18 protein-coding genes, 1 tRNA gene and 1 pseudogene are annotated in these 18,796 nt (G+C 66.8%); 10 read left to right on the forward strand and 10 right to left on the reverse strand.

The window, feature by feature from the left end; translation table 11 throughout:
• Window positions 1–153 precede the first annotated feature (153 nt).
• Together ispB and A9973_RS20925 are read left to right on the forward strand one after the other, a co-directional pair.
• Window positions 154–1,119, forward strand: coding sequence for an octaprenyl diphosphate synthase (gene ispB / locus A9973_RS20920; RefSeq protein ID WP_183015604.1), 966 nt, complete (start codon window positions 154–156; stop codon window positions 1,117–1,119).
• 223 nt (window positions 1,120–1,342) lie between these two features.
• Window positions 1,343–1,419: transfer RNA gene (locus A9973_RS20925), tRNA-Pro, on the forward strand.
• Window positions 1,420–1,578: 159 nt separating this feature from the next.
• On the opposite strand, the pseudogene A9973_RS31245 reads toward A9973_RS20925, so the two are convergent.
• Window positions 1,579–1,680, reverse strand: a pseudogene (locus A9973_RS31245) (VapC toxin family PIN domain ribonuclease); the annotation flags it as partial.
• Between the two features lie 130 nt (window positions 1,681–1,810).
• On the opposite strand from A9973_RS31245, the gene A9973_RS20930 reads away from it, so the two are divergent.
• The gene (locus A9973_RS20930; RefSeq protein ID WP_183015605.1) at window positions 1,811–2,326 is read left to right on the forward strand and encodes a DUF1801 domain-containing protein; all 516 of its coding nucleotides are present in this window, start codon (window positions 1,811–1,813) and stop codon (window positions 2,324–2,326) included.
• Between the two features lie 107 nt (window positions 2,327–2,433).
• On the opposite strand, the gene A9973_RS20935 is transcribed toward A9973_RS20930, so the two are convergent.
• Window positions 2,434–4,527 (reverse strand): PhoX family phosphatase, encoded by a 2,094-nt coding sequence (locus tag A9973_RS20935; protein ID WP_183015606.1) that lies wholly within the window; start codon window positions 4,525–4,527, stop codon window positions 2,434–2,436.
• Between the two features lie 96 nt (window positions 4,528–4,623).
• On the opposite strand from A9973_RS20935, the gene A9973_RS31250 reads away from it, so the two are divergent.
• Window positions 4,624–4,797: a hypothetical protein gene (locus A9973_RS31250; protein WP_370539523.1), complete on the forward strand. Its 174-nt coding sequence runs from the start codon at window positions 4,624–4,626 to the stop codon at window positions 4,795–4,797.
• Window positions 4,798–4,814: 17 nt separating this feature from the next.
• On the opposite strand, the gene A9973_RS20945 is transcribed toward A9973_RS31250, so the two are convergent.
• The 5 genes from A9973_RS20945 to A9973_RS20965 form a co-directional block, all read right to left on the reverse strand.
• The gene (locus A9973_RS20945; protein ID WP_183015607.1) at window positions 4,815–5,204 is read right to left on the reverse strand and encodes a hypothetical protein; all 390 of its coding nucleotides are present in this window, start codon (window positions 5,202–5,204) and stop codon (window positions 4,815–4,817) included.
• A gap of 61 nt (window positions 5,205–5,265) precedes the next feature.
• Complete coding sequence (locus tag A9973_RS20950; RefSeq protein WP_183015608.1) at window positions 5,266–6,699, reverse strand: caspase family protein; 1,434 nt, start codon at window positions 6,697–6,699, stop codon at window positions 5,266–5,268.
• 10 nt (window positions 6,700–6,709) lie between these two features.
• On the reverse strand, window positions 6,710–7,330 hold the full coding sequence (locus tag A9973_RS20955; RefSeq protein WP_183015609.1) for a hypothetical protein: 621 nt from the start codon (window positions 7,328–7,330) through the stop codon (window positions 6,710–6,712).
• A gap of 2 nt (window positions 7,331–7,332) precedes the next feature.
• Window positions 7,333–7,998 carry an RNA polymerase sigma factor gene (locus tag A9973_RS20960; RefSeq protein ID WP_183015610.1) on the reverse strand — a complete coding sequence of 222 codons (666 nt, stop codon included), beginning with the start codon at window positions 7,996–7,998 and terminating at the stop codon, window positions 7,333–7,335.
• Between the two features lie 111 nt (window positions 7,999–8,109).
• Complete coding sequence (locus A9973_RS20965; RefSeq protein ID WP_183015611.1) at window positions 8,110–8,688, reverse strand: hypothetical protein; 579 nt, start codon at window positions 8,686–8,688, stop codon at window positions 8,110–8,112.
• Between the two features lie 174 nt (window positions 8,689–8,862).
• On the opposite strand from A9973_RS20965, the gene A9973_RS20970 reads away from it, so the two are divergent.
• The 6 genes from A9973_RS20970 (at window position 8,863) to A9973_RS20995 (ending at window position 15,994) form a co-directional block, all read left to right on the forward strand.
• Complete coding sequence (locus A9973_RS20970; protein ID WP_183015612.1) at window positions 8,863–9,324, forward strand: hypothetical protein; 462 nt, start codon at window positions 8,863–8,865, stop codon at window positions 9,322–9,324.
• Window positions 9,325–9,451: 127 nt separating this feature from the next.
• Complete coding sequence (locus A9973_RS20975) at window positions 9,452–10,378, forward strand: hypothetical protein (protein WP_183015613.1); 927 nt, start codon at window positions 9,452–9,454, stop codon at window positions 10,376–10,378.
• A 1-nt stretch (window position 10,379) separates the two neighbouring features.
• Window positions 10,380–11,984 carry a hypothetical protein gene (locus tag A9973_RS20980; protein ID WP_183015614.1) on the forward strand — a complete coding sequence of 535 codons (1,605 nt, stop codon included), beginning with the start codon at window positions 10,380–10,382 and terminating at the stop codon, window positions 11,982–11,984.
• Window positions 11,974–12,870: a glycerophosphodiester phosphodiesterase gene (locus tag A9973_RS20985; protein WP_255469255.1), complete on the forward strand. Its 897-nt coding sequence runs from the start codon at window positions 11,974–11,976 to the stop codon at window positions 12,868–12,870. Before A9973_RS20980 ends, A9973_RS20985 begins: the two co-directional genes overlap by 11 nt.
• Before the next feature lie 107 nt (window positions 12,871–12,977).
• The gene (locus A9973_RS20990; RefSeq protein ID WP_183015615.1) at window positions 12,978–13,427 is read left to right on the forward strand and encodes a hypothetical protein; all 450 of its coding nucleotides are present in this window, start codon (window positions 12,978–12,980) and stop codon (window positions 13,425–13,427) included.
• 311 nt (window positions 13,428–13,738) lie between these two features.
• Window positions 13,739–15,994: a TonB-dependent siderophore receptor gene (locus A9973_RS20995; RefSeq protein WP_183015616.1), complete on the forward strand. Its 2,256-nt coding sequence runs from the start codon at window positions 13,739–13,741 to the stop codon at window positions 15,992–15,994.
• 56 nt (window positions 15,995–16,050) lie between these two features.
• On the opposite strand, the gene A9973_RS21000 is transcribed toward A9973_RS20995, so the two are convergent.
• From A9973_RS21000 to A9973_RS21010, 3 genes are read right to left on the reverse strand one after another with little or no spacing between them, the layout of a single operon-like run.
• Window positions 16,051–16,854 (reverse strand): N-acyl homoserine lactonase family protein, encoded by an 804-nt coding sequence (locus A9973_RS21000; protein ID WP_183015617.1) that lies wholly within the window; start codon window positions 16,852–16,854, stop codon window positions 16,051–16,053.
• Entirely contained in the window at window positions 16,851–18,083 is a 1,233-nt protein-coding gene (locus tag A9973_RS21005; RefSeq protein ID WP_183015618.1) for an alpha/beta fold hydrolase, read from the reverse strand. The genes A9973_RS21000 and A9973_RS21005 overlap by 4 nt, the downstream gene beginning before the upstream one ends.
• Entirely contained in the window at window positions 18,028–18,771 is a 744-nt protein-coding gene (locus A9973_RS21010) for a GntR family transcriptional regulator (protein ID WP_183015619.1), read from the reverse strand. Before A9973_RS21010 ends, A9973_RS21005 begins: the two co-directional genes overlap by 56 nt.
• Window positions 18,772–18,796 lie beyond the last annotated feature (25 nt).

Below are 18,796 nucleotides of genomic sequence, written 5' to 3' on the forward strand. Positions count from 1 at the left end.
GGGCAAGGGGGCGCACGTGGGGCGGACGCGGGGGGTGGACGCGCCTGACTGCCCCCGTAACACCCCGTATAATCGCTGGTCGAATCCCCTGCCGCATCTGGCGGGCCCAGCGGTAAGAGCCCCACGAGGCTCGTTTCACTTGTCGGATACGTCTTGAACCTCCCCGCGCTTATTGCCCCCATTGTTGACGATATGAAGGCTGTCGACGCGGTTATCCGCGATCGGCTGAATTCCGATGTGGTGCTGATCCGCACGATCGGCGACTACATCATTGGCGCGGGCGGCAAGCGCATGCGCCCGGCCATGGTGCTGATGGTGGCGCGCGCCCTGGGGTACGAAGGGACCCATCACCAGCTGTTGGCCGCCGTGGTGGAATTCATCCACACGGCCACCTTGCTGCACGACGACGTGGTGGACGAGTCCGACCTGCGCCGCGGCCGTGACACCGCGAATGCCGTGTTCGGCAACGCCGCCAGCGTGCTGGTGGGCGATTACCTGTATTCCCGTTCGTTCGAGATGATGGTCGAGGCCGACTCGATGCGCATCATGAGCATCCTGTCCCAAGCCACTACGGTGATCGCCGAAGGCGAGGTGCTGCAGCTCTTGAACGTGCACGACCCGGACGTCTCGCAAGAGCGCTACCTGCAAGTGGTGCGCTACAAGACCGCCAAGCTGTTCGAAGCCGCCGCCCAGGTCGGCGCCGTGCTGGCGGGCGCGACGCCCGAGCAGGAAGCCGCCGCGGCCGCCTACGGCCGCCATGTCGGCACGGCTTTCCAACTGGTGGACGACGTGCTGGACTACAGCGGCGACGCCGCGGCCCTGGGCAAGAACGTGGGCGACGACCTGCGCGAAGGCAAGCCGACACTGCCGCTGATCCGCGTGATGGAAGTGGGTACGCCGGAACAGCAGCAACTGATCCGCGACGCCATCAAGACGGGCGACGCCGACTTCGCCGCCGTGGCCGCCGCCATCCAGGCCACTGACGCGCTGGAACATGCCCGCCAGGCTGCTGTGGCCGAGGCCGATCGCGCCCGCGAAGCCCTGTCCGCCTACCCCGTTTCCCCTTTCCTCAATTCTCTGCTAGAATTCTGCGCTTTCGCGGTGAATAGAGATCGCTGACCGAAAAGCAGGGGTTTTGAGAAGTAAGGTTTAAAACGTGATGTTTAAAACCCGATTTTCAAAAAAACTGAATTTAGGTTCTAATAGCGGTCGCTGTTGATGGTGAAAAAAGCTGTTGATGGTGGAAAAAGCTGTTGATGGTGAAAAAGACAGCAAGATGTTTGGTTGCACTGAGCGTAGCCGAGCAAGCAGGTGGAGTAGTGATACTCCAAGAAGTAAGACTCGGGGCGTAGCTCAGCCTGGTAGAGTACTGCGTTCGGGACGCAGGAGTCGGAGGTTCGAATCCTCTCGCCCCGACCACTTGATGTGGTCGAATTTTTGAAAGTGTTTCCCGACACTTTTAGCTGAAAGCCGGTATCGCGAAAGCGGGCCGGCTTTTTTGCGTTCGGGAATTACGCTGGTAGGTTGGGCGGCAGCAGAACGAAGCCGTGTCGATCGCGTCGCAAGTTTTCCGGCAGATCAGACTGTCCAATCCTCTAGACGAAGGCCGGGAACTCGGGCGAACTCGCGGGTGTTGTTTGTCACCAGGACAAAGCCCTGAGACCGGGCATGGGCCGCGATCACGTGTGGCGGCCAAGGTCTTTCGGGCATTGCGGGTATCTGGGGGGCTTGGCGGCGGGGGAGACTCGGTTTACTTTCCACTTCCAACCCCACTTCCAACCCCATTTCCAACCCTTAACGGAGCCACGCCATGGTCGGAAAAAAGCCCGCTAGCGAACTCGCCGCCAACGAGACAACCGCCATCGCCAAGCCGAAAAAGGCCGTGAAGTCGTCCGCCGCCAAGCCTGGCGCGCAGGCGGACGGAAAACCCGTTCTGCTGTCTGGCGGCAATCCGCAAATACCCAAAGGCGAAGGCGATGCGCCCGTGCAAGCCTATATCGACGCCATGCCGGGCTGGAAGCAGGACTTGGGCCGTCGTCTTGACGCGCTGATCGCGACAGCCGTTCCGAACGTGCACAAAGCGGTCAAATGGAATTCGCCGTTTTACGGCTTGAAAGGCGAGGGCTGGTTCCTGAGCCTGCATTGCTTCGCCAAGTACGTCAAAGTCGCGTTCTTCCGCGGCCAGTCGTTGCAGCCCGTGCCGCCGGGCGCGTCTAAGAGCCAGGACACGCGTTACCTGGATATCCGCGAGGACGACGTGCTGGACGAGGCGCAGTTCAGCGATTGGGTCAGGCAGGCGAGCCAGTTGCCGGGCGAACGCATGTGACCAGAGACAAATAAGCCACCTTTTGAACTAACCCCCGAAAGTTGGACGTTGATCCAACCTTCGGTGGCTTATTTCTTTGCCGCTCGTTCAAGCGTCTCAGGCGCCGATCAAACCCCGATCGGCCCGCCATCCGCGCGCTGGATCACGACCGTCGACGAGCGCGGGCGCACTGTGCCCGGGGAGGCGACCGTGGCGTCGTCCGTGCCGTAGGACGGCCAGTTCACCGGGTGCTGGATGTTCAGGAAGATGCTGGTGTAGTCCGGCGTGACGGCGAAGCCGGTGATTTCGGCTTCGTTGGGGCCGACGAAGAAACGGCGCAGGTCGGCCTGGTTGGATGCGTTGATGGCCGGGCCCGTGCCGGTGCTGTCGGCCAGCGATCCGGGGATCACGGCCAGCATCTGGTCGTTGGTGGCGCGGGCCACGTTGTTGTTGCGGCCGCCGTCGATGCCGTTGTCGGTCTGGATCCACAGGATGCCGCGGGCGTCGAAGCCCAGGCCGTCGGGGCTGGCCAGCTGGTTCAGCGCGGTCAGGCCCGAGCGGTTGGTGTCGGCGTCGGCGCCGGCGTCCGAACCGAAGACGAAGATGTCCCACTCGAACTTGGCCGAGCCGGCCTCGTCATGCCAGCGGATGATGTGGCCGTTGACGTTGTTCAGGCGGGGGTTCGGCGGGTTGGTGCCGGTGCCGGCGTTGCGGGCGCTGTTGTTGGTCAACGTCAGGTAGATGTCGCCGTTGGTGGGGTGCGTGGCCGTCCACTCGGGGCGGTCCATGGGGGTCGCGCCCACGAAGTCGGCGGCGCCGCGCGTGTTGATGAGGATCGCGTCCAGGCTGCCGAATTCATCGGCCAGCGTGCGGCCGCCCGTGCCGGTGGTGGTGCCGGTCAGCGCCAGCCATTCGCCCGTGCCGTCCGCGTTGAAGCGGGCGACGTACAGCGTGCCGCGGTCCAGGTACTTGGCGCCGACGGCCAGGCGGTCGGTGCGTTCGGCGTCCTTCGGGTCCCACACCGCTTCGGACACGAAGCGGTAGATGTATTCGAAGCGCGAATCGTCGCCGCTGTAGAAGGCCAGGGGCTTGCCGGCTTCAGGCTTGCCGTAGGCGCAGCCTTCGTGGGCGAAGCGGCCCATCGCCGTGCGCTTGGTGGCGATGCTGGTGGGGTCATAGGGATCGATCTCGACCAGGTAGCCGAAACCATTGACCTCATTGCGCCAGTCCTGCGTGGCGCTGGCGCCCGTTTCCGTGACGTTGAAACGCGCGAATTCGCCGAGCACTTCCGAGGCGTCGCCAGCGGCGGTTTCCCACTGGTAGCGGCCGACGGGGCCGGCGGATACGCCGACGCGGCGCTGGTGCGCGGGGCGCGTGCCGGTGTTCACGAAGCAGGCGGCCCAGTTCTCTTCAGCGGTGATGTAGGTGCCCCAGGGCGTGAACCCGTTGCCGCAGTTGTTGTTGGTGCCGCGCACTTGCGTGCCGTTGGGCGAGAACGGGGTTTTGACCCAGTCCGTGCCGCCGACGGGGCCGGCCAGTTTCATGGCCGTGGCCGACGTGAAACGGCGGTTGTAGCGCGAATTGTTGACGATGTTCCAGCGGCCGTTCTCACGGCGCACGTGGACGATGGCCACGCCGTGGGCGTTGATTTCCTTGCGCACTTCTTCGGCGGGGCGCTTGCCGGCCACGCTGGTGGGGCCGTTCGGATGCAGGGCGCGCTCGTCGATGTATTCGTGGTTGACGGCCAGCAGGCCTTCGGTGGAGCTGCCTTCGACGGGGAAGAAGTGCATGCCGTCGTGATGCATGCCCATCGAGTTGAGCAGGTCGTTGGACGTGTTGTTGCCGTTCCGGTCCCACGGCATGGCGTTGTCGTTCAGCGGCGTGCCCCAGGGCGCGAACACATGAGCGACGTAGCCGTTGGGGACCACGCAACCGTCGGTCATCGAGGTGGGCAGGGACTCGAAACCCAGCTTGACCGGGGCCGGCGGTTCGGTGCCGGGGACTTCGGGGTTCGGATTCGGGTTCGGACCGCCGTCCACGGCGTCGTCATCGTCATCGCTGCTATTACAGCCGGCCAGGCCCAGGCTCGTCATCGTGGCGAAGGCGGCCGCAAGACCGCCGCGCATCATCGTGCGGCGCGACAGGCTCTTTTCGAGGATTTCGCTGAAGGGCGTGTTCTGGCCGGGGTTGCGGACGGTCTTGTCGGAAATGGATTTGCTCATTGGGATTCCTGGCGTGGGGGCTGCGTCTTGGGGGACGAGCAATGCTAGAAGTCCGAAATGAAAGGTTCATGACAATGGGCTGAATGATCGGGATCAATGGCCGGGCAGCACATTACCGCGGGCAATTCGTCGCAGTTGTCGGATGGCGCGTCCGCCTGCGTGGTCATGGAAGCCGCCGAAGCGCGCCGGCGCGGGGTGCGCTATGCGGTGGTGACGATGTGCGTGGGCGGCGGCATGGGCGCGGCGGGCCTGTTCGACATCACGGGCTGAGCCTGCCTGGCGTAGCGCTACTTCGCGGTGTTCTCGTCGTCTACCGTCAGCCCGCCGTCTTTCATGATGCCTTGGGCGATCTCTTCGGCGGACTTGCCCGCAAAACCGTGTTCGCCGGCGGTGATGCGGAAGCTGTCGCCTTCCAGCGGGCTTTGCAGCGTGGCGGAGGTCAGCAGCACGCCGTTGGAACGCAGTTGAATGCGCTTGCCCACGCGGTTGCGCGTGAAGTCGGCCAGGGCCTTTTGGCTGTCGGGTTTCAAGGCCACATCCACGACGCGGGCGCCCGTCGCCGGGTCGGCGCCTGGGGTGGCGCTTGCCGCCTGCAAGGTGACGGTTTCGGCGTGCGCGGCCCACGGCAGCGACAGGGCGATGACGGCCGCGCTGGCCAGATGCTTGATAGAGGGCATGGCGGTTTCCTTCGGCTGGGCGATGCCTACATCCTAGCCGAAGCGGCGTCCGGGGACGAGGTCAGGGCTGCCCTGGCGGGCGGGCGCCCAGGGCCCGCAGGATGTCCGGCAGGCCCTGCACCGGCGGCATGCCCGGCACTGGCATGCCCGGCGGATGGCGGACGGCGTCCTGCAGCGTGGCGGCCCATTCGCGCGGATCCAGCGGTTCGCCCATGCGCACGCGCAAGTCCAGCAGGTCCAGCGCGGCGCGGCGGTGGCCGGCGTCCGCGGCGTCGCGGAACAGGCGCTCGGCCACGTTGTAGTTCTTGGGCACGCCCCGTCCCATGCCGGTCAGCTCGCCCAGGTAGGTTTGCGCGGGGGCGAACCCCTGATCGGCGGCGCGCTGATACCAGCGGGCCGCCGTCTTGTAGTCCTGCTGCACGTGCTCGCCGTTTTCGGCGATCAGGCCCAGCGTGGTCATGGCGACCACGTCGCCGGCCTTGGCGCGGGCCTGCAGCGACGCCAGCCGGGGTTCGTCCAGATATTGCGCGCCGCGTTCGATCTCGTATTCCCACGCGCTCATGCGCGCCTTGATCAGGTCGCGGCCCAGCGCAGGCGATGGGCCGCGGCCCGCTTGTCCGGGCTTGCCGCCCGGCGTGGCCGGCGTCTGGCCGTCGGCCAGCGTCGTGAGCGTGACGGTGCCGACCAGGCTGCTGGCGTAGTGCGGAATCTGCCGGTAGGCGGTGGCGACTTGCACATCGCCCGTCAGTTGCTTGAAGAAGTTCTCGACCGGGGCCGAGGCGGGCAGCGTGTCCAGCCCTTGCGCAAAGTAGTACGCGTAAGGGCTGTGGCGCGGCCCTTCGCTGCCGAAGCCGTCTTCGGCCGTGGCCCCGGGCTGCGTGGAAAAGGCGATGAGCTCGCCGCCGGCGGGCACGGCGTGGACGAGGCCGGCTGCGGGCGCGCCGCGGGTCAGGTTGGTGCGGCAGGCGTCCAGCACCATCAGCCGCGCACGCACATTCGCGCGGCGCAACGCCTGCGACACGCGCTTCAGGCTCAGCGAGCTTTGCTGTGCGGTGCGGATGCGGACTTCGCCCACCGGCAACGGCAAGTCCACGCCGAACAGGTAGTTCACGTCGTCCACGGCCACCGCATGGCCGGCGAAGTACACCAGCGCCAGATCCGCGCCGCTGGCCCGGGTGGCGAACTCGTCGACGGCCGCTTCCATTTGCGCAGTGGTCAGATCCGTCAACAGGGTGACGTCGATGCCGCGCTTGCGCAGCGTCTCCGCGATCAGGCGGGCGTCGTTGACCGGATTGACCAGCGCGTTGGCGGGCACGGCGTAGCGCGCGTTGCCGATGACGAGCGCATGCCGGTGCTTGGCGGGAACCGGCGCGGGGGCGGCGGCGGGGTTGGCAAGCGCGACGGCATGCGCCGGCAAGATGCCGGCGCCCAGCAGCGCGGCGAGCAGCCGCCGGCGCGTCAGGGGCGTTGCTGCGGGCGTCGGGATCTTCTTCATGCGTGTGACCTCAAGGCCGGGGGCAGGCGCCGGCGGGGCCGGGGGCGGCGGACAGGACGCCCAGCGCCGCGGCGGCGTCGCGCAGCGAGGACTCGCGCGCGGCGCTCAGCACGTAGCGCCCGTCCGCGTCGGGGCCGTCGACGATGGACACGGCATATTGGGACAAGGTGTTGCGCAGCTGCCTGGCGGTCAGGGTGTCGGGCAGGTCCACCACCAGGCGGGGGCAGGAGCCGCCGCCGCGCGTCAGCACGCCGTCCGACACGGGCGCATCAGGCTGGGCGTCAAAGGGCGCTTGCTGCGCGACCATGACGGACAGCATCAGCGCCAGCGCCCAGCCCAGCGGCATCAACGGGCTGGCGGGCGTGGGCCACAGCCACTGCCACAGCCGGCGTGCGCGCGATGGCGGGGGCGGCGCGGGTTGCGGGCGTTCGGCCAGTGCGCGCAGGAACGCGGAATCGCGGTCGGCCTGGCCGATGTCGTTGTGGGCCAGTTGGCGCGCCTGGGCCAGATTGCGCCATGCTTCGACCTCGGCCCGCAGCGCGGGGTCGCGCGCCATATCGGTTTCGAAGGCGCGGCGGGCATCGTCGTCGAGCTCGCCCGACAGGTAGGACAGTACTCGGTCTTCAACCATGATCAGTCCATCCCTTTGCGGGTGCATTCGGTCACGAGCTTGCGCGCGGCGTGCAGGCGGCTCTTGACGGTGGGCACGTGCAGGTCCTGTTGCTTGGCGATCTGATCCATGGGGACCTCGTCCAGATACAGGAACATCGTGGCGCGCAGGGTGTCGCTAAGCTTGTTCAAGCAATCGCGCATGCGCTTGACGAGCGACAGGTGCTCATAGGCGTGCGCGGGGTCGGCGAATGGCGAGGGGTCGCCCACATCTTCGGCGGGGTCGAAGAGGTTGCCGTCTGGTCCCTGGTCGCCTTCGGGACCGGTCCATCTCACTTCGTGCCGCGTCCGACGGTGCATCTGGATCAGCTCGTGCAGCGAGCCCCGGTACAGATAGCCGCCCAGCTTGCTGACCGCGAGTTCGTGCGCGGCCCATCCGCCGGCCGGTTGGCCGTGCTGGAAGCCCTCGTCCTTGAACGTGCGCGTCTGCAGGAATTTCATGAGCGCGTTATTGAAGGCGTCCACCACGCCTTCCGGCGAGGTGTTGAAGAATTTCTTGCGCAGCTTCAGCGTGATGTGCTGTTCGGCCTTGTTGCGGAACTCCAGCGCATAGCGCGGGTCGGCATGCATGATGCGGAGCAGCGCGTCGACGTTGTTGATGACGTAGCGCTTGGGGTCGAGCGTGTTCATGGTTCAGGTTCTTGGGGTCGAACTGGACGCGGAACGTCAGCCCATCGGCGGGATATGCCGCAGCCCTCCGGGGTGAGGGCTGCGGCACCTTAGCCGTGCAAAGGCGGAAAATCAAGCGCGCCGCCGCAGTACGGCGATGCCGCGGACCGCGAAGGCCACGACGATCGCCAACGACAGGTAGAAGCCGAAACCGAAGCTCAGGCTGTTCCACAACGATGAGGCCATGTCGCCGGCCATGTTGCGGCTGGCGCGCGAATTGCCCATGAAACCGGCGAATTGGCGCGTGGCATCCATGAGTTCGCGCACCTGCGACACGACGCCGGCAAGCGCGATGCCCCACAGGGCCAGCGGCAGGAAGTAGCCCAGGCGGGCCGCGCGCCGGGGCAACAGGGACGGCAGCAGCGGGCCGATCACGGCCAGCAGCCACAGCAACCCGTAGAGGCCTGCGCCCTGGCTCTTGGTGCTTTGAATGTCGCCGCTGTTCTGCAAGCGCAGCAGGTCGTAAAAGCTGAGGCTGCCGGTCGAACCCATCATGCGCACGGTGATCACCGAGAACACCGTGGTGGCCAGCAGGAACAGCAGCGCGCCCACGGCATCGCCGCGGTTGACGCGTCGGGCGGCAATGGCGGCCCAACGTGCGCCGTGGGTCTTGGCCTGGGTCAATACGTCGCGTACCGCTTTGCCTTGCATGGTCTTTCCTTATAGGTGAGGCGGGGATGCCTGTATCCGTAGCTATGCGCGGCAGCCGGAAAGGTTCGATTTATTTTTTGCAGAAATTTTTCGAACCTTTTCCCGCCCGCCGCGTAGCAGGGGGCAAGGGCGCGGATTTTCCCGCCGCCATCCATCCGACCGGAGAATCCAATCATGTCCAACCCCACCCCGCTGACCGCCCTGTACCAGACCGTGGTCCAGGAAGAACTGGGGCTGGTCGCCCGTATTGACGAAGACGGCGACGTGCTGTTCCGGTATCCCGACCTGGGCACCATGTTCTTCAGCCTGAGCGAAACGGACCCGGAGTTCCTGCGCCTGGTCTACCCGAGCTTCGTGGACGCCGACGAACTGGGCCTGACCCGCGCGCAGCTGCTGGAAGTCATCAACGCCGTGAACAACCGCTGCAAGGCCGTCAAACTGAGCCTGCAGCAGGACCGGGGCGCGAAGGCGGGACGCGTGTCGGCGTCGCTGGAAAGCTTTGTGGCCGCGCCCGACACGCTGCCTGCCGAAGCGCTGCTGCGCGCCATCGTGTCGCGTTGCGTGTCGGTCATCCGCCATAGCGCGGGCGAACTGGTGAAGGACGCGCTGGCGCGCAAGCAAGCCGCCGCCGATTGATCCCTGCGCTGGCTACGCGGAATTGAAACAAGCCTGGCCCTGCGTTGTAACTTTGAGATACATTGCACGGCTTTGACAGAAACCGCGCCTAGCTGCCGCCCGGTTTCCCGCCACCACGATGATGTCGATGCACCCGCTCTTATCCCGTTCGCTGATCCTTCGCCTTGCGGCCATGCTGCTGTTGATGGGAGGGTTGAGCGCGTGCGCGGTCAAGACCAATTCCCGCGGCGGCCTGGTCTACGGCGTCGATACCGCCGCCTTGTTCGGCACCGAGATCGGCCAGTTCCCGCTGCAGGACGGGGGGCTGGGCACGCTGCGCCGCGAGGGCAAGAACTTCTCGGTCAAGCTTTCGGGCAATCAACGCGTGGTGCCCTTGAACAACGTGGATTCGGCCCGCATCGCGCGCACCGAGAACGTGGGTCCGCGCACTGTGGTCGTCATCGAGACGCAGCGCCGCAACTGCGACTACCGCTATACCGTGCTGGCGATCGAAGGGTCCGACGTGCTGTCGTGGGACCTGGGCAATTGCCGCGACCGGCCGGCCGTGCTGGTGCAGGACGACCGCAGCGCGATGACCTTCGATTTTCCGAAGGGATCCCGCATCGAGCGTTTCGTCTACACGCAGGACGGCCGCATGCGGCGGGGCGACGTCAAGACGGTGGCGGGCCTGAATCCGCGCGCCAATCCCTTTGCCGACGAGTCGCTGTATCCGCCGGGGTACTTGGAATCGCTGCGTCTGCACGGCGTCTTCCCGCCGCCCGCGGCGCCTGCCGCGAAAGCGGGCAAGCCGGGCAAATCCGGCAAATCGGCAACGCCTGCCCGGCCCGCCGCGCCGGACGCACCCGCCAGGACCCCGCCGGCCGACAACCCGGCTGGACAAAGCCAAAGCGCGGGCCGCGTCATCCCGCCGCCGCCGCAGCGCGTGCCGGGCGGCGACGGACCAGCGCCGGCCGCCAGCACCGCACCACGCGCGGGCGGCGCATCGCGGGTGCCGGCCAAGCTGGACCTGCCCGACGAGGAAATCACCTCGACCCGTCTTGATCTGAGGGATTGACGTGCGCCAGGCCCAAATTCGCCAACTGCTTTTCCTGATCGTCCTGACGGTCGTCTATCTGAGCTTCGAGCTGGGATTTAACGCGCGCCTGCTGGACGTGGTGGGCAGCCGCGCCACGCCGCACGACATCGAAGAACTGGAGTTCTTCGGCCGCACGCTGTCCGGCATCGCCGCCGCGCTGGTGGTGCTGCAATTGTTGCTGACCCGGCGCCTGCGCACGGGGGGGAAGCCGTCTTACCTGAAGATCGGCATTGCCTGCGGGGTGACGGCGCTGGTGGTGTTCACCGCGATCAAGATGCTGGTGAACGTGCTGGTGGATACGCGCGACGGCGATTTCCGCCGCATCGCGGCCAATGCCGGCTTGTTGCAGCGGTCGCTGGTGCAGGGCGACCTGCATCTGGACGGGCTGGTCGACGACGACGTCTATGCGCGGCCCGAGGGCAAGGCGTTCCTGGCCGTGTTCCAGGTGCTGCTGTCCAATATCGACAACCTGGACGAGAAGGTCGAACCCAAGAAGCGCCAGGTGATCCGCACCGATCTGCAGCGGCAGATGAAGACCTTCACGTTCGACGGACGCGAGGTCCGCATGACGGCGCCCGGCATCCGCGGCTACCACCAGGTCTACACCAGCGTGATGCAGTCCGTCGCCGAGCGCTGGAAGCAGTATGCGGGTGTGCCGGTGGGCAATGACATCGGTCTGGCGCGCGAGCAGGACCGCGCCTGGAGCGACTACCGCAGGAACCTGTCGCGCCGGGGCTGGACGCCCGAGAACGTGCCCGCGCGCTATCAGGGCCGCGTGGTGCAGGACGTGCGCAAGCGCATTCCCGTGCCCGGCGATTGGCAGCCCCATGACCGGGCTACGTTCAACCAGGCGGTCGCGCAGCAGTACTGGAAGACGATGCGCAGCCGCACCGTCCATGTAGAGGGCGATGCGATTCCGCCGGGCCTGTCTTACGAGGACTTCGTGGCGCGCCCCGGCGTGCAGAAGCTGCTGCGGCAGACGCTGATGGTGCCGGCCAGCATGAGCGTGGCGTCCAACTACACCGACGCGGCCAGCTTCAAGCGGCTGTACGACGGCATGCTGGACCGCGCCGTGGACGAGGCCATGCCGCGCTTCTCGGCCAGAAGCGAAGACTTCGGGCGGGGCGGCCAGCACTACACGCTGGGTCAGGACGCAGCCCGGGCGGCGATCGTGCCGCCGGTGGCGCTGCTGTTTTCCTTGCTGGGCGCGGTGGGCCACTTCGCCAAGCTGCTGTATTTGATCGCCAAGCTGGTCGTATGGCTGCGCACGCCCGCCGGGCAGGAGCCGGGCCGCACCGCGACGCGCGCCGCAGGCCTGGCGCTGGTGTTGACGCTTGCATGTGTGTGGACGGCATTCTCTTTCATGCAGAACGGCGTCACGAAGAGCGACCTGTTCCAGCAGATGTCGCGCGTGGAATCCGGGCGCGACGACGAATCGGCCGGGCAGGCGCTGCGCCGCCGCGTGCTGGCCAACGTGGCGCACGTGGTGGTGGTGGGGCAGGCCTACACCTATCCTTTCAACGAGGCGGTGCGCACGCGCTTGCTGGGCGGCATCAAGTACGGGTACCACGGCGATGCGGACTAAACGCCTGATCGCGCTGGCGCTGGCCGTCGCGTTGCCCGGCTCGGGCGCCAGCGCCGCCTGCCTGGGCATGCAGGTGCATGCGCATCGCGGGGCGCCCGCGCTGCCCGAGAATTCGCTGGCGTCGATCCGTGCCGCGTACGCGGGCGGCTGGGATGGCGTCGAGATCGACATGCAGCGTTTGCAGGACGGCCGCTGGGTGCTGCACCACGACATGCTCACGGGCAGGACGGTGAGCGGGGTGGGGCGCAAGGCGGTGCTGCAGTTGAGCAGCGCCGATTGGCGCGGCGCCAAACTTGCGGGGCCGGGCGGCGGGTCGTCGCCGCCGTTCCTGGACGACGCCTTGAAAGTGGCGGCCGCGCAGCCCGCCAAGACGTTCAATGCCGAATTGAAGGTCGTCTACCGCGACTGCGCCCCGGTCGGCAAGCTTGTCGCCGGCATGAAGCAGTCATTGCCGCACGGCAATTGGATGATCACGTCGGCCTTCCCCGAGGCATTGCGCTGCGTGCGCGGCACCGACCGGCAAGGCTATCTGGGGCTGATCGTCTTTGATCCCAGGAACGCCGAAGCGGTCAGCGCCAACCCCCTGGGCAAATACGTGTCGCAACGCGCCACGGCGCCCAAGCTCACGCGGCAATGGCTGGGCAATCTGGCCAGGACCGTGGGCGCGCCGGTGGGCGTGCATGTGGACGCGATGACGCTGGCCGCGAACCCGCAGCTATTGCGCGACGCGGCGGCGGAATCGGTGCGCGTCTTCGTCTACGCGGTGGGCGGCGACGCGGCGCTGGCGCAGCAATTGCGCGCGACCCGGCAGCGGGAAGGCTATCTGCCGTCGGGCGTGATCGTCGACGGCGACGCGCAGGCGTTCTGCCAGGCGATGGGCGGATAGGTACCCGGCTGGTAGCGTTGCTGGCGGCGTTGCTGTCGGTGTTGTCTCCGGAATTTCCGCCTACACTTGCCGCTCCCTTCCCGCCGCTCCCACGCAAGGAAACGCCCATGACCGCACGCGCCGCCTGCCTTCTTTCCTGCCTCTTTTTCGCGGGCGTGGCCCAGGCCGGGTCCGCCCCGGCCGAACTGTCGTGCGTGTCGGAAAGCGGCAAAGTGGCCTTGAAGGGGGTGGTGCCGTCGCCGTCGTCGGAAGACCTGAACATCAAACTCAGCTATTTCGACGCGGACCTGACCTTCAATTCGGACACCGCCGCCAACAGCTATGTGGTGTCGGATTTCCCGCAGTCGGTATTCACGCTGCTGGTGCCGTCCGCCGGCACCGCGCTGACGCTCTACGCGCTGCCGTCCACCGTGGTGGTGGACAAGAACGCCGACGGGGACATCGTGGGCGCGTTCCAGGCCAAGCTGACGGCGCCCCGGCCCCGCTCGGCTGCGGGCGCGCAGACCGGCAGCCCACTCAAGGCCACGCTGAACTGCGATTACCGCTACTCGCTGTAATAAGAGACGGCCCCGAGAGGGCCTGGAATGCCCTGACCAGACGACGGCGCAACGTTGCCTGATCAGGGCTTTTTCGTGCCTGTAGACGGCGGATACATGCATGCTTGATGCACGTTCGACGACGAACTGTTGCTATTGCGCTGCACTCTTGTGTCAAGTTATCTAAAGATTCATGGAAATCTTACGATATTCTGAAATACGCCTGACAAGTAGTTGAATACGCAAATAAGAATAAATATCATTGGGTTTCTTGCAAAATCCAATAGCGCTGATAGCGCACCCGCCGCGGGGCGGTCAACGATAAAGTTCCCATGAGAAAAGCAGAGAATTCGACGGCCTTGCCCAAGGCCGGTGGCAGCGCTTCGGCCACGATTTATGCCGCCATGTGCGGTGCGCTCGTTTCGCCGGGCCTGGTCCTGGCCCAAGGCAGCGCAGCCCCGGGCGCCGTGCAGGAATTGAGCCCCGTGCGCATCCAGGGCCAGGCGATCTCCGACGGCTACGAGGCCAATGTCGCGTCGTCGCCCAAAATGACCGCGCCGTTGCTGGACACGCCGCGTTCCGTCACGGTGATCACCGAACAGCTGATGCGCGACCGCGCGTCGACGTCCCTGATGGACGTCTTGCGCACGGCGCCGGGCATCACCTTCGGCGCGGGCGAAGGCGGTACACCGACGGGCGACCGTCCGTTCATCCGCGGCTACGAGGCCAGCACCGACATGATGGTCGACGGCATGCGCGACCTGGGCCGGTTCTCTCACGAAACCTTCAACCTGGAATCCGTCGAGATCCTGAAGGGACCGAGCTCGGCCTATTCCGGCCGCGGCTCCACGGGGGGCAGCATCAACCTGGTCAGCAAGAGCCCGAAGCTTGAAGATTTCGTCGAAGGCACTGTCGGTGTCGGCACCGACGAGAACTGGCGCCTGACCGGTGACGGCAACTGGGCGTTCAGCGAAAGCTCGGCGTTCCGACTGAACTTCATGAAGCAAGGCGGCGACATTCCGGGCCGCGACAACGTCGAGACCGACCGCTGGGGCGTCGCGCCGTCGATGGCCTGGGGCCTGGGCACGCCGACCCAAGTCACGCTTAGCTACTACCACCTGCAGAACGACGACACGCCCGACCTGGGCATCCCGTTCAAGAACGAGTCCCGCCCCGGCCGCGTGACGCCGCCGCGCGTGGACCGCGACAACTACTACGGTCTGGTCGGGCGCGATTACCGCGAGAACCAGGCCGACATGGGCACGCTGATGGTCGAGCACAAGTTCAGCGACAAGCTGAAGCTGCGCAACGGCACGCGTTACAGCGAGTCCCGCAACGAATACGTCATGACGCGCCCGTCGTTCGACAATTGCGCGGCCCGTGTCGGCGGCCGCCCGAATCCGGCCTATGGCGTGTCGCCGTGCTCGACCGAGGCGCCCGGGCTGCAGATCAGCAAGGCGCTGCGCACCCTGCACCAGACCAACCGGTCTTTCGTGAACCAGACCGACCTGTTCGGCGAATTCACGACGGGCACGCTGCGCCACAGCTACGCGGCCGGCCTGGAATACAGCCACGAAAAGATCATCAAGCGCGACGGCATCCCGACGGGCGGCTTCGACCGCACGCTGCGGGACGACCTGTACAACCCGAACCCGCATCAGGCCTACACCGGCAGCCTGAGCTGGGGGCCGGCATACGACGCGGCCAAGACCACGACCCGCGCGGCTTACCTGTTCGACACGATCAAGTTCAGCGAACAGTGGGAAACCAACCTGGGCCTGCGCTATGACAACTACCGCGTCTCCAGCGGCGACGTCGAGCGCACGGACAACATGTGGAACTACCAGCTGGGCCTGGTCTACAAGCCTGCGCCCAACGGCAGCATCTACGTGTCGTACGGCACCTCGTCCAACCCGTCGGGCGAAACGGCGGCGCAGTCCGGCGGCGCCGACGGCGCTGCAGGCGGCCGTCTGACCGCGGGCACCGCGGCATTGGCGCCCGAGAAGAGCCGCAGCATCGAACTGGGCACCAAGTGGGACTTGTTCGACGAACGCCTGTCGTTGACGGCCGCGATCTTCGAAACCCGCAAGACCGATGCGCGTTCGGCCGATCCGCTGACGGGCGACGTCACGCTGGCGGGCAGCAACCGCGTGCGCGGCATCGAACTGAGCGCGGCGGGCTCCATCACGCAGAAGTGGCAGGTGTGGGCGGGCTACAGCTACATGGATCCCAAAGTCACCCGCTACCAAAGCGGCGGTTCGGACTTCAGCGGCAACCAGATGAAGTTCATCGCCCGCCAGAGCGCCAGCCTGTGGACCACCTACAAGTTCATCCCCGAGCTGACGCTGGGGGCGGGCGCCACCTACACCGGCAAGCGCTACGTGGATGATGCCAACGTCTACCAGCTGCCGTCCTACTGGCGCTACGACGCGATGGCGGCCTACCAGTTCAACAAGAACTTCGGCCTGCAGCTGAACCTGAACAACCTGACCGACGAGACGATCTACGAAGCCTCGCACGTGGGCCTGTTCAGCTACGTGGCGCCTGGCCGTTCCGCCATGTTGACCGCCACGTTCCGCTACGACTGAACGCGGCACCGCGTCATGCTGAATGCGCCGCCCCGGCATGGCCGGGGCGGCGTTTTTCATTGTCCGGGGATGCCGGGCAGGTGCAGCGCCACGACCTCGGTGTCGCCGTTGCGGAACGCGGGATACCGGCTACGCACCAGCGGGTCGTGGCCCGGCACGATGTGGTCCGGCGATTCGGCATGCTGTTGCAGCGTTTCATAGCCCGCCAGCATGTCGGCCACATTCAGCACGATGGGGAACGGCGCGTCCAGCCCCATGTTGTCGTAGTAGTGGCTGGCGTCGGAGGCCAGCACGATCCAGCCGCGGGCCGTATGCACGCGCACCGCTTGCAGGCCTTGCGTGTGTCCGCCGATGTGCAGCAGCTGCAGGCCCGGCGCAAGCTCGTCGTGGCCGTGATAGAAGGCCACCCGCTTGTCGTAGACGCCGCGCACCACGTCGACCACGTCTTCCACCGCGTAGGCGTGGCGCAGCATGTCAAAGCGCATGTTGCAGCCGCAGGCGTAGTGCAGTTCGCTTTCCTGCAGGTGCAGCCGGGCGTGCGGCAGCTTGCGGATGTTGCCGGCGTGGTCGTAGTGCAGATGGGTGACGATGACGTCCTGGACGTCATCGGGGGCGATGCCCAGCGTCTTCAACGCATCGATGGGGCAACGCAGGAACTCGCGGCCGCGCGCGCGGGCGGCCGCCTCGTTGAAGCCGGTATCGACCAGCCAGACGCGCGCGCCGTGGCGGATGGCCCAGACGAAATAGTCCATCGGCATGGGGCCGTCGTGCGGGTCCGGCGGCGTGATGAAGTTCTGGCCGCGGCGGCGGGCGACGGTGGCGTAGCGCAAGGCATAGACTTCGTGGTTGGGCAGCGTCATGCGATTCCTCGGACGGTTCGGATGTGGTCGAGTTCGGGCCTCAGGTACTCCAGCAGGCGCTGGGGGTTCTCCACCATCGGGAAGTGGCCCAGCTCGGGCATGACGGTGAAGCGCGCGCCCGGGATGCGCGCGGCGACGCGGCCGCTGTCCTCCGGGCTGGCGGAGTAGTCGTAGGCGCCGGTCAGGAGCGACACGCCGAAACGGCGGGCGTCCAGGCCGGCCAGGTGCTCGGCGGCGTCGAAGTCTTCGCTGTAGAACCACAGGTCGTTGGCGTAGACGTTGAAGCCGCCCTGCGCGTAGATCCACGCGGCGTCGCGACGCGCTTCCAGCGTGGCCGCGGGGCCCATCAGCCCGCGCACATAGGCGGGGTTGTGCGCCGCCTGGTTGACCTGCGGATGGCACAGCATCGGCGTGCGCCGGCCCGTGGCTTTCCATGGCGCTTCCAGCGCCACCACGCCCGCCACGTCGTCCGGGCTGCGGGCGGCAGCAACCAGCGCCATCGCGGCGCCCATCGAACAGCCCAGCAGGACGGCGGGGGCGCCGGCCACCTGGCGGATGACGGCGATGCAGGTCCGCAGATAGGCCTCGCGGGTCAGGCCCGCTTCGGTCCAGGCCTGGCCCGGCAGCGGCATGCTGCGGCCGTGGCCGGGCATGTCGAAGGCGATCATGCGCCATTGGCGTCGCAGGCCAGGGTCCGTCATCAGCGCGTGGTACTGGCGCGAATCGGCGCCGGCCGTGTGCAGCATCAAGAGCGGCGGGCCGTCGGCCAGGCCGCTGGTTTCAATGTAGAGGGACGTGGACGCCGTGCCCAGGTCCAGGGTGGCGTAGTGGCCGGCGATGGCGCTGCGCTCCAGCAAGGCGGGCGCGGCGTGAAGCTGTCCGCGCAGGATCTCGAACAGCCGTTCCAGGGGATGCAGGGCCTGGGCGATGGCCAGGGCGTCGCCCTTTACGCGCAGGCCGTGGGCCTGGCGGTGGGCGGCGGTAAAGGAGTGGTAGCCCGGAGGCGGGGCGGGGGCCAGCAGTTTGCGCCAGGTGTCCGGCGGGGCGCTCACGACGAGGCATTGCGACGGGGCAGCGGGCTGCCCGGCCCAGGCGGGGATCCGGTCTTCCGGATCCGCGCCGGCTTGCAGCCAGATGGCGCACGGCAGGCCCCTGGCTGCGGAGATGAATTCGCTATCCTGCTGCGCCAGGGCCGCCGCGGCCCTCAGTTCCTGGACGATCGCCTTCACTGGTGGATGCCTCCTCTTGTTGGCGCCTGAGCACTTCGAGCGCGGTGCGTTCCGCGTTCACGATATGGCTCTGTGCGGCCGCTTGGGCGCCTTGTGGATCCCGAGCCTGGATGCGCTCGAAGATGTGGTCGATTTCGGCCATGCTTTCCGGCAGCCGGTCGGCGCGTGCGAACGAGGTGGCGCGCAGCAGGTTGATGCGCGACAGCAGGCCGGGCAGCATGTCCTTGATCAGATCGTTGTCACAGCCTGACAGCAGCACGTCGTAGAAATCGCGCTTGGCCGCCAGCAATGCCGATTTGTTGCTGCCCTTGGCCTGGCGGTGCAGCGCGTCCACGGCCCTGCGCAGGCGTTCGACGTCCGGGTCGCTGGCCAGCCGCGCGAATTCATGCGCGGCGAAGCCTTCCAGCAGGGCGCGCAGCGAATACAGGTCGCGGGCGGCCTTTTCGGTGATGCGTACCACCGTCGGGCCGCGGTGCGGCTCGATTGAGATCAGGCGTTCGGCTTCCAGCGTGCGCAGCGCCTCGCGCAGCGTGCTGCGGCTGATGCTCAGCTGTTCGCACAGCTCGGCCTCGCGCAGGCGTTCGCCGCCCTTGATGCGCCCGTCCATGATGGACGTGCGCAGGAATTCCTCGACGCGGGTGCGCAAGGTGGTCGGTTTTTCGAATACTGCGCCGGTGGGGGTGGGCATGGCTGTCTCTCGCTTAGCGTATCGG

The sequence above is a fragment of the Achromobacter sp. UMC46 genome, assembly GCF_014170335.1.
Lineage (GTDB): Bacteria > Pseudomonadota > Gammaproteobacteria > Burkholderiales > Burkholderiaceae_B > Achromobacter.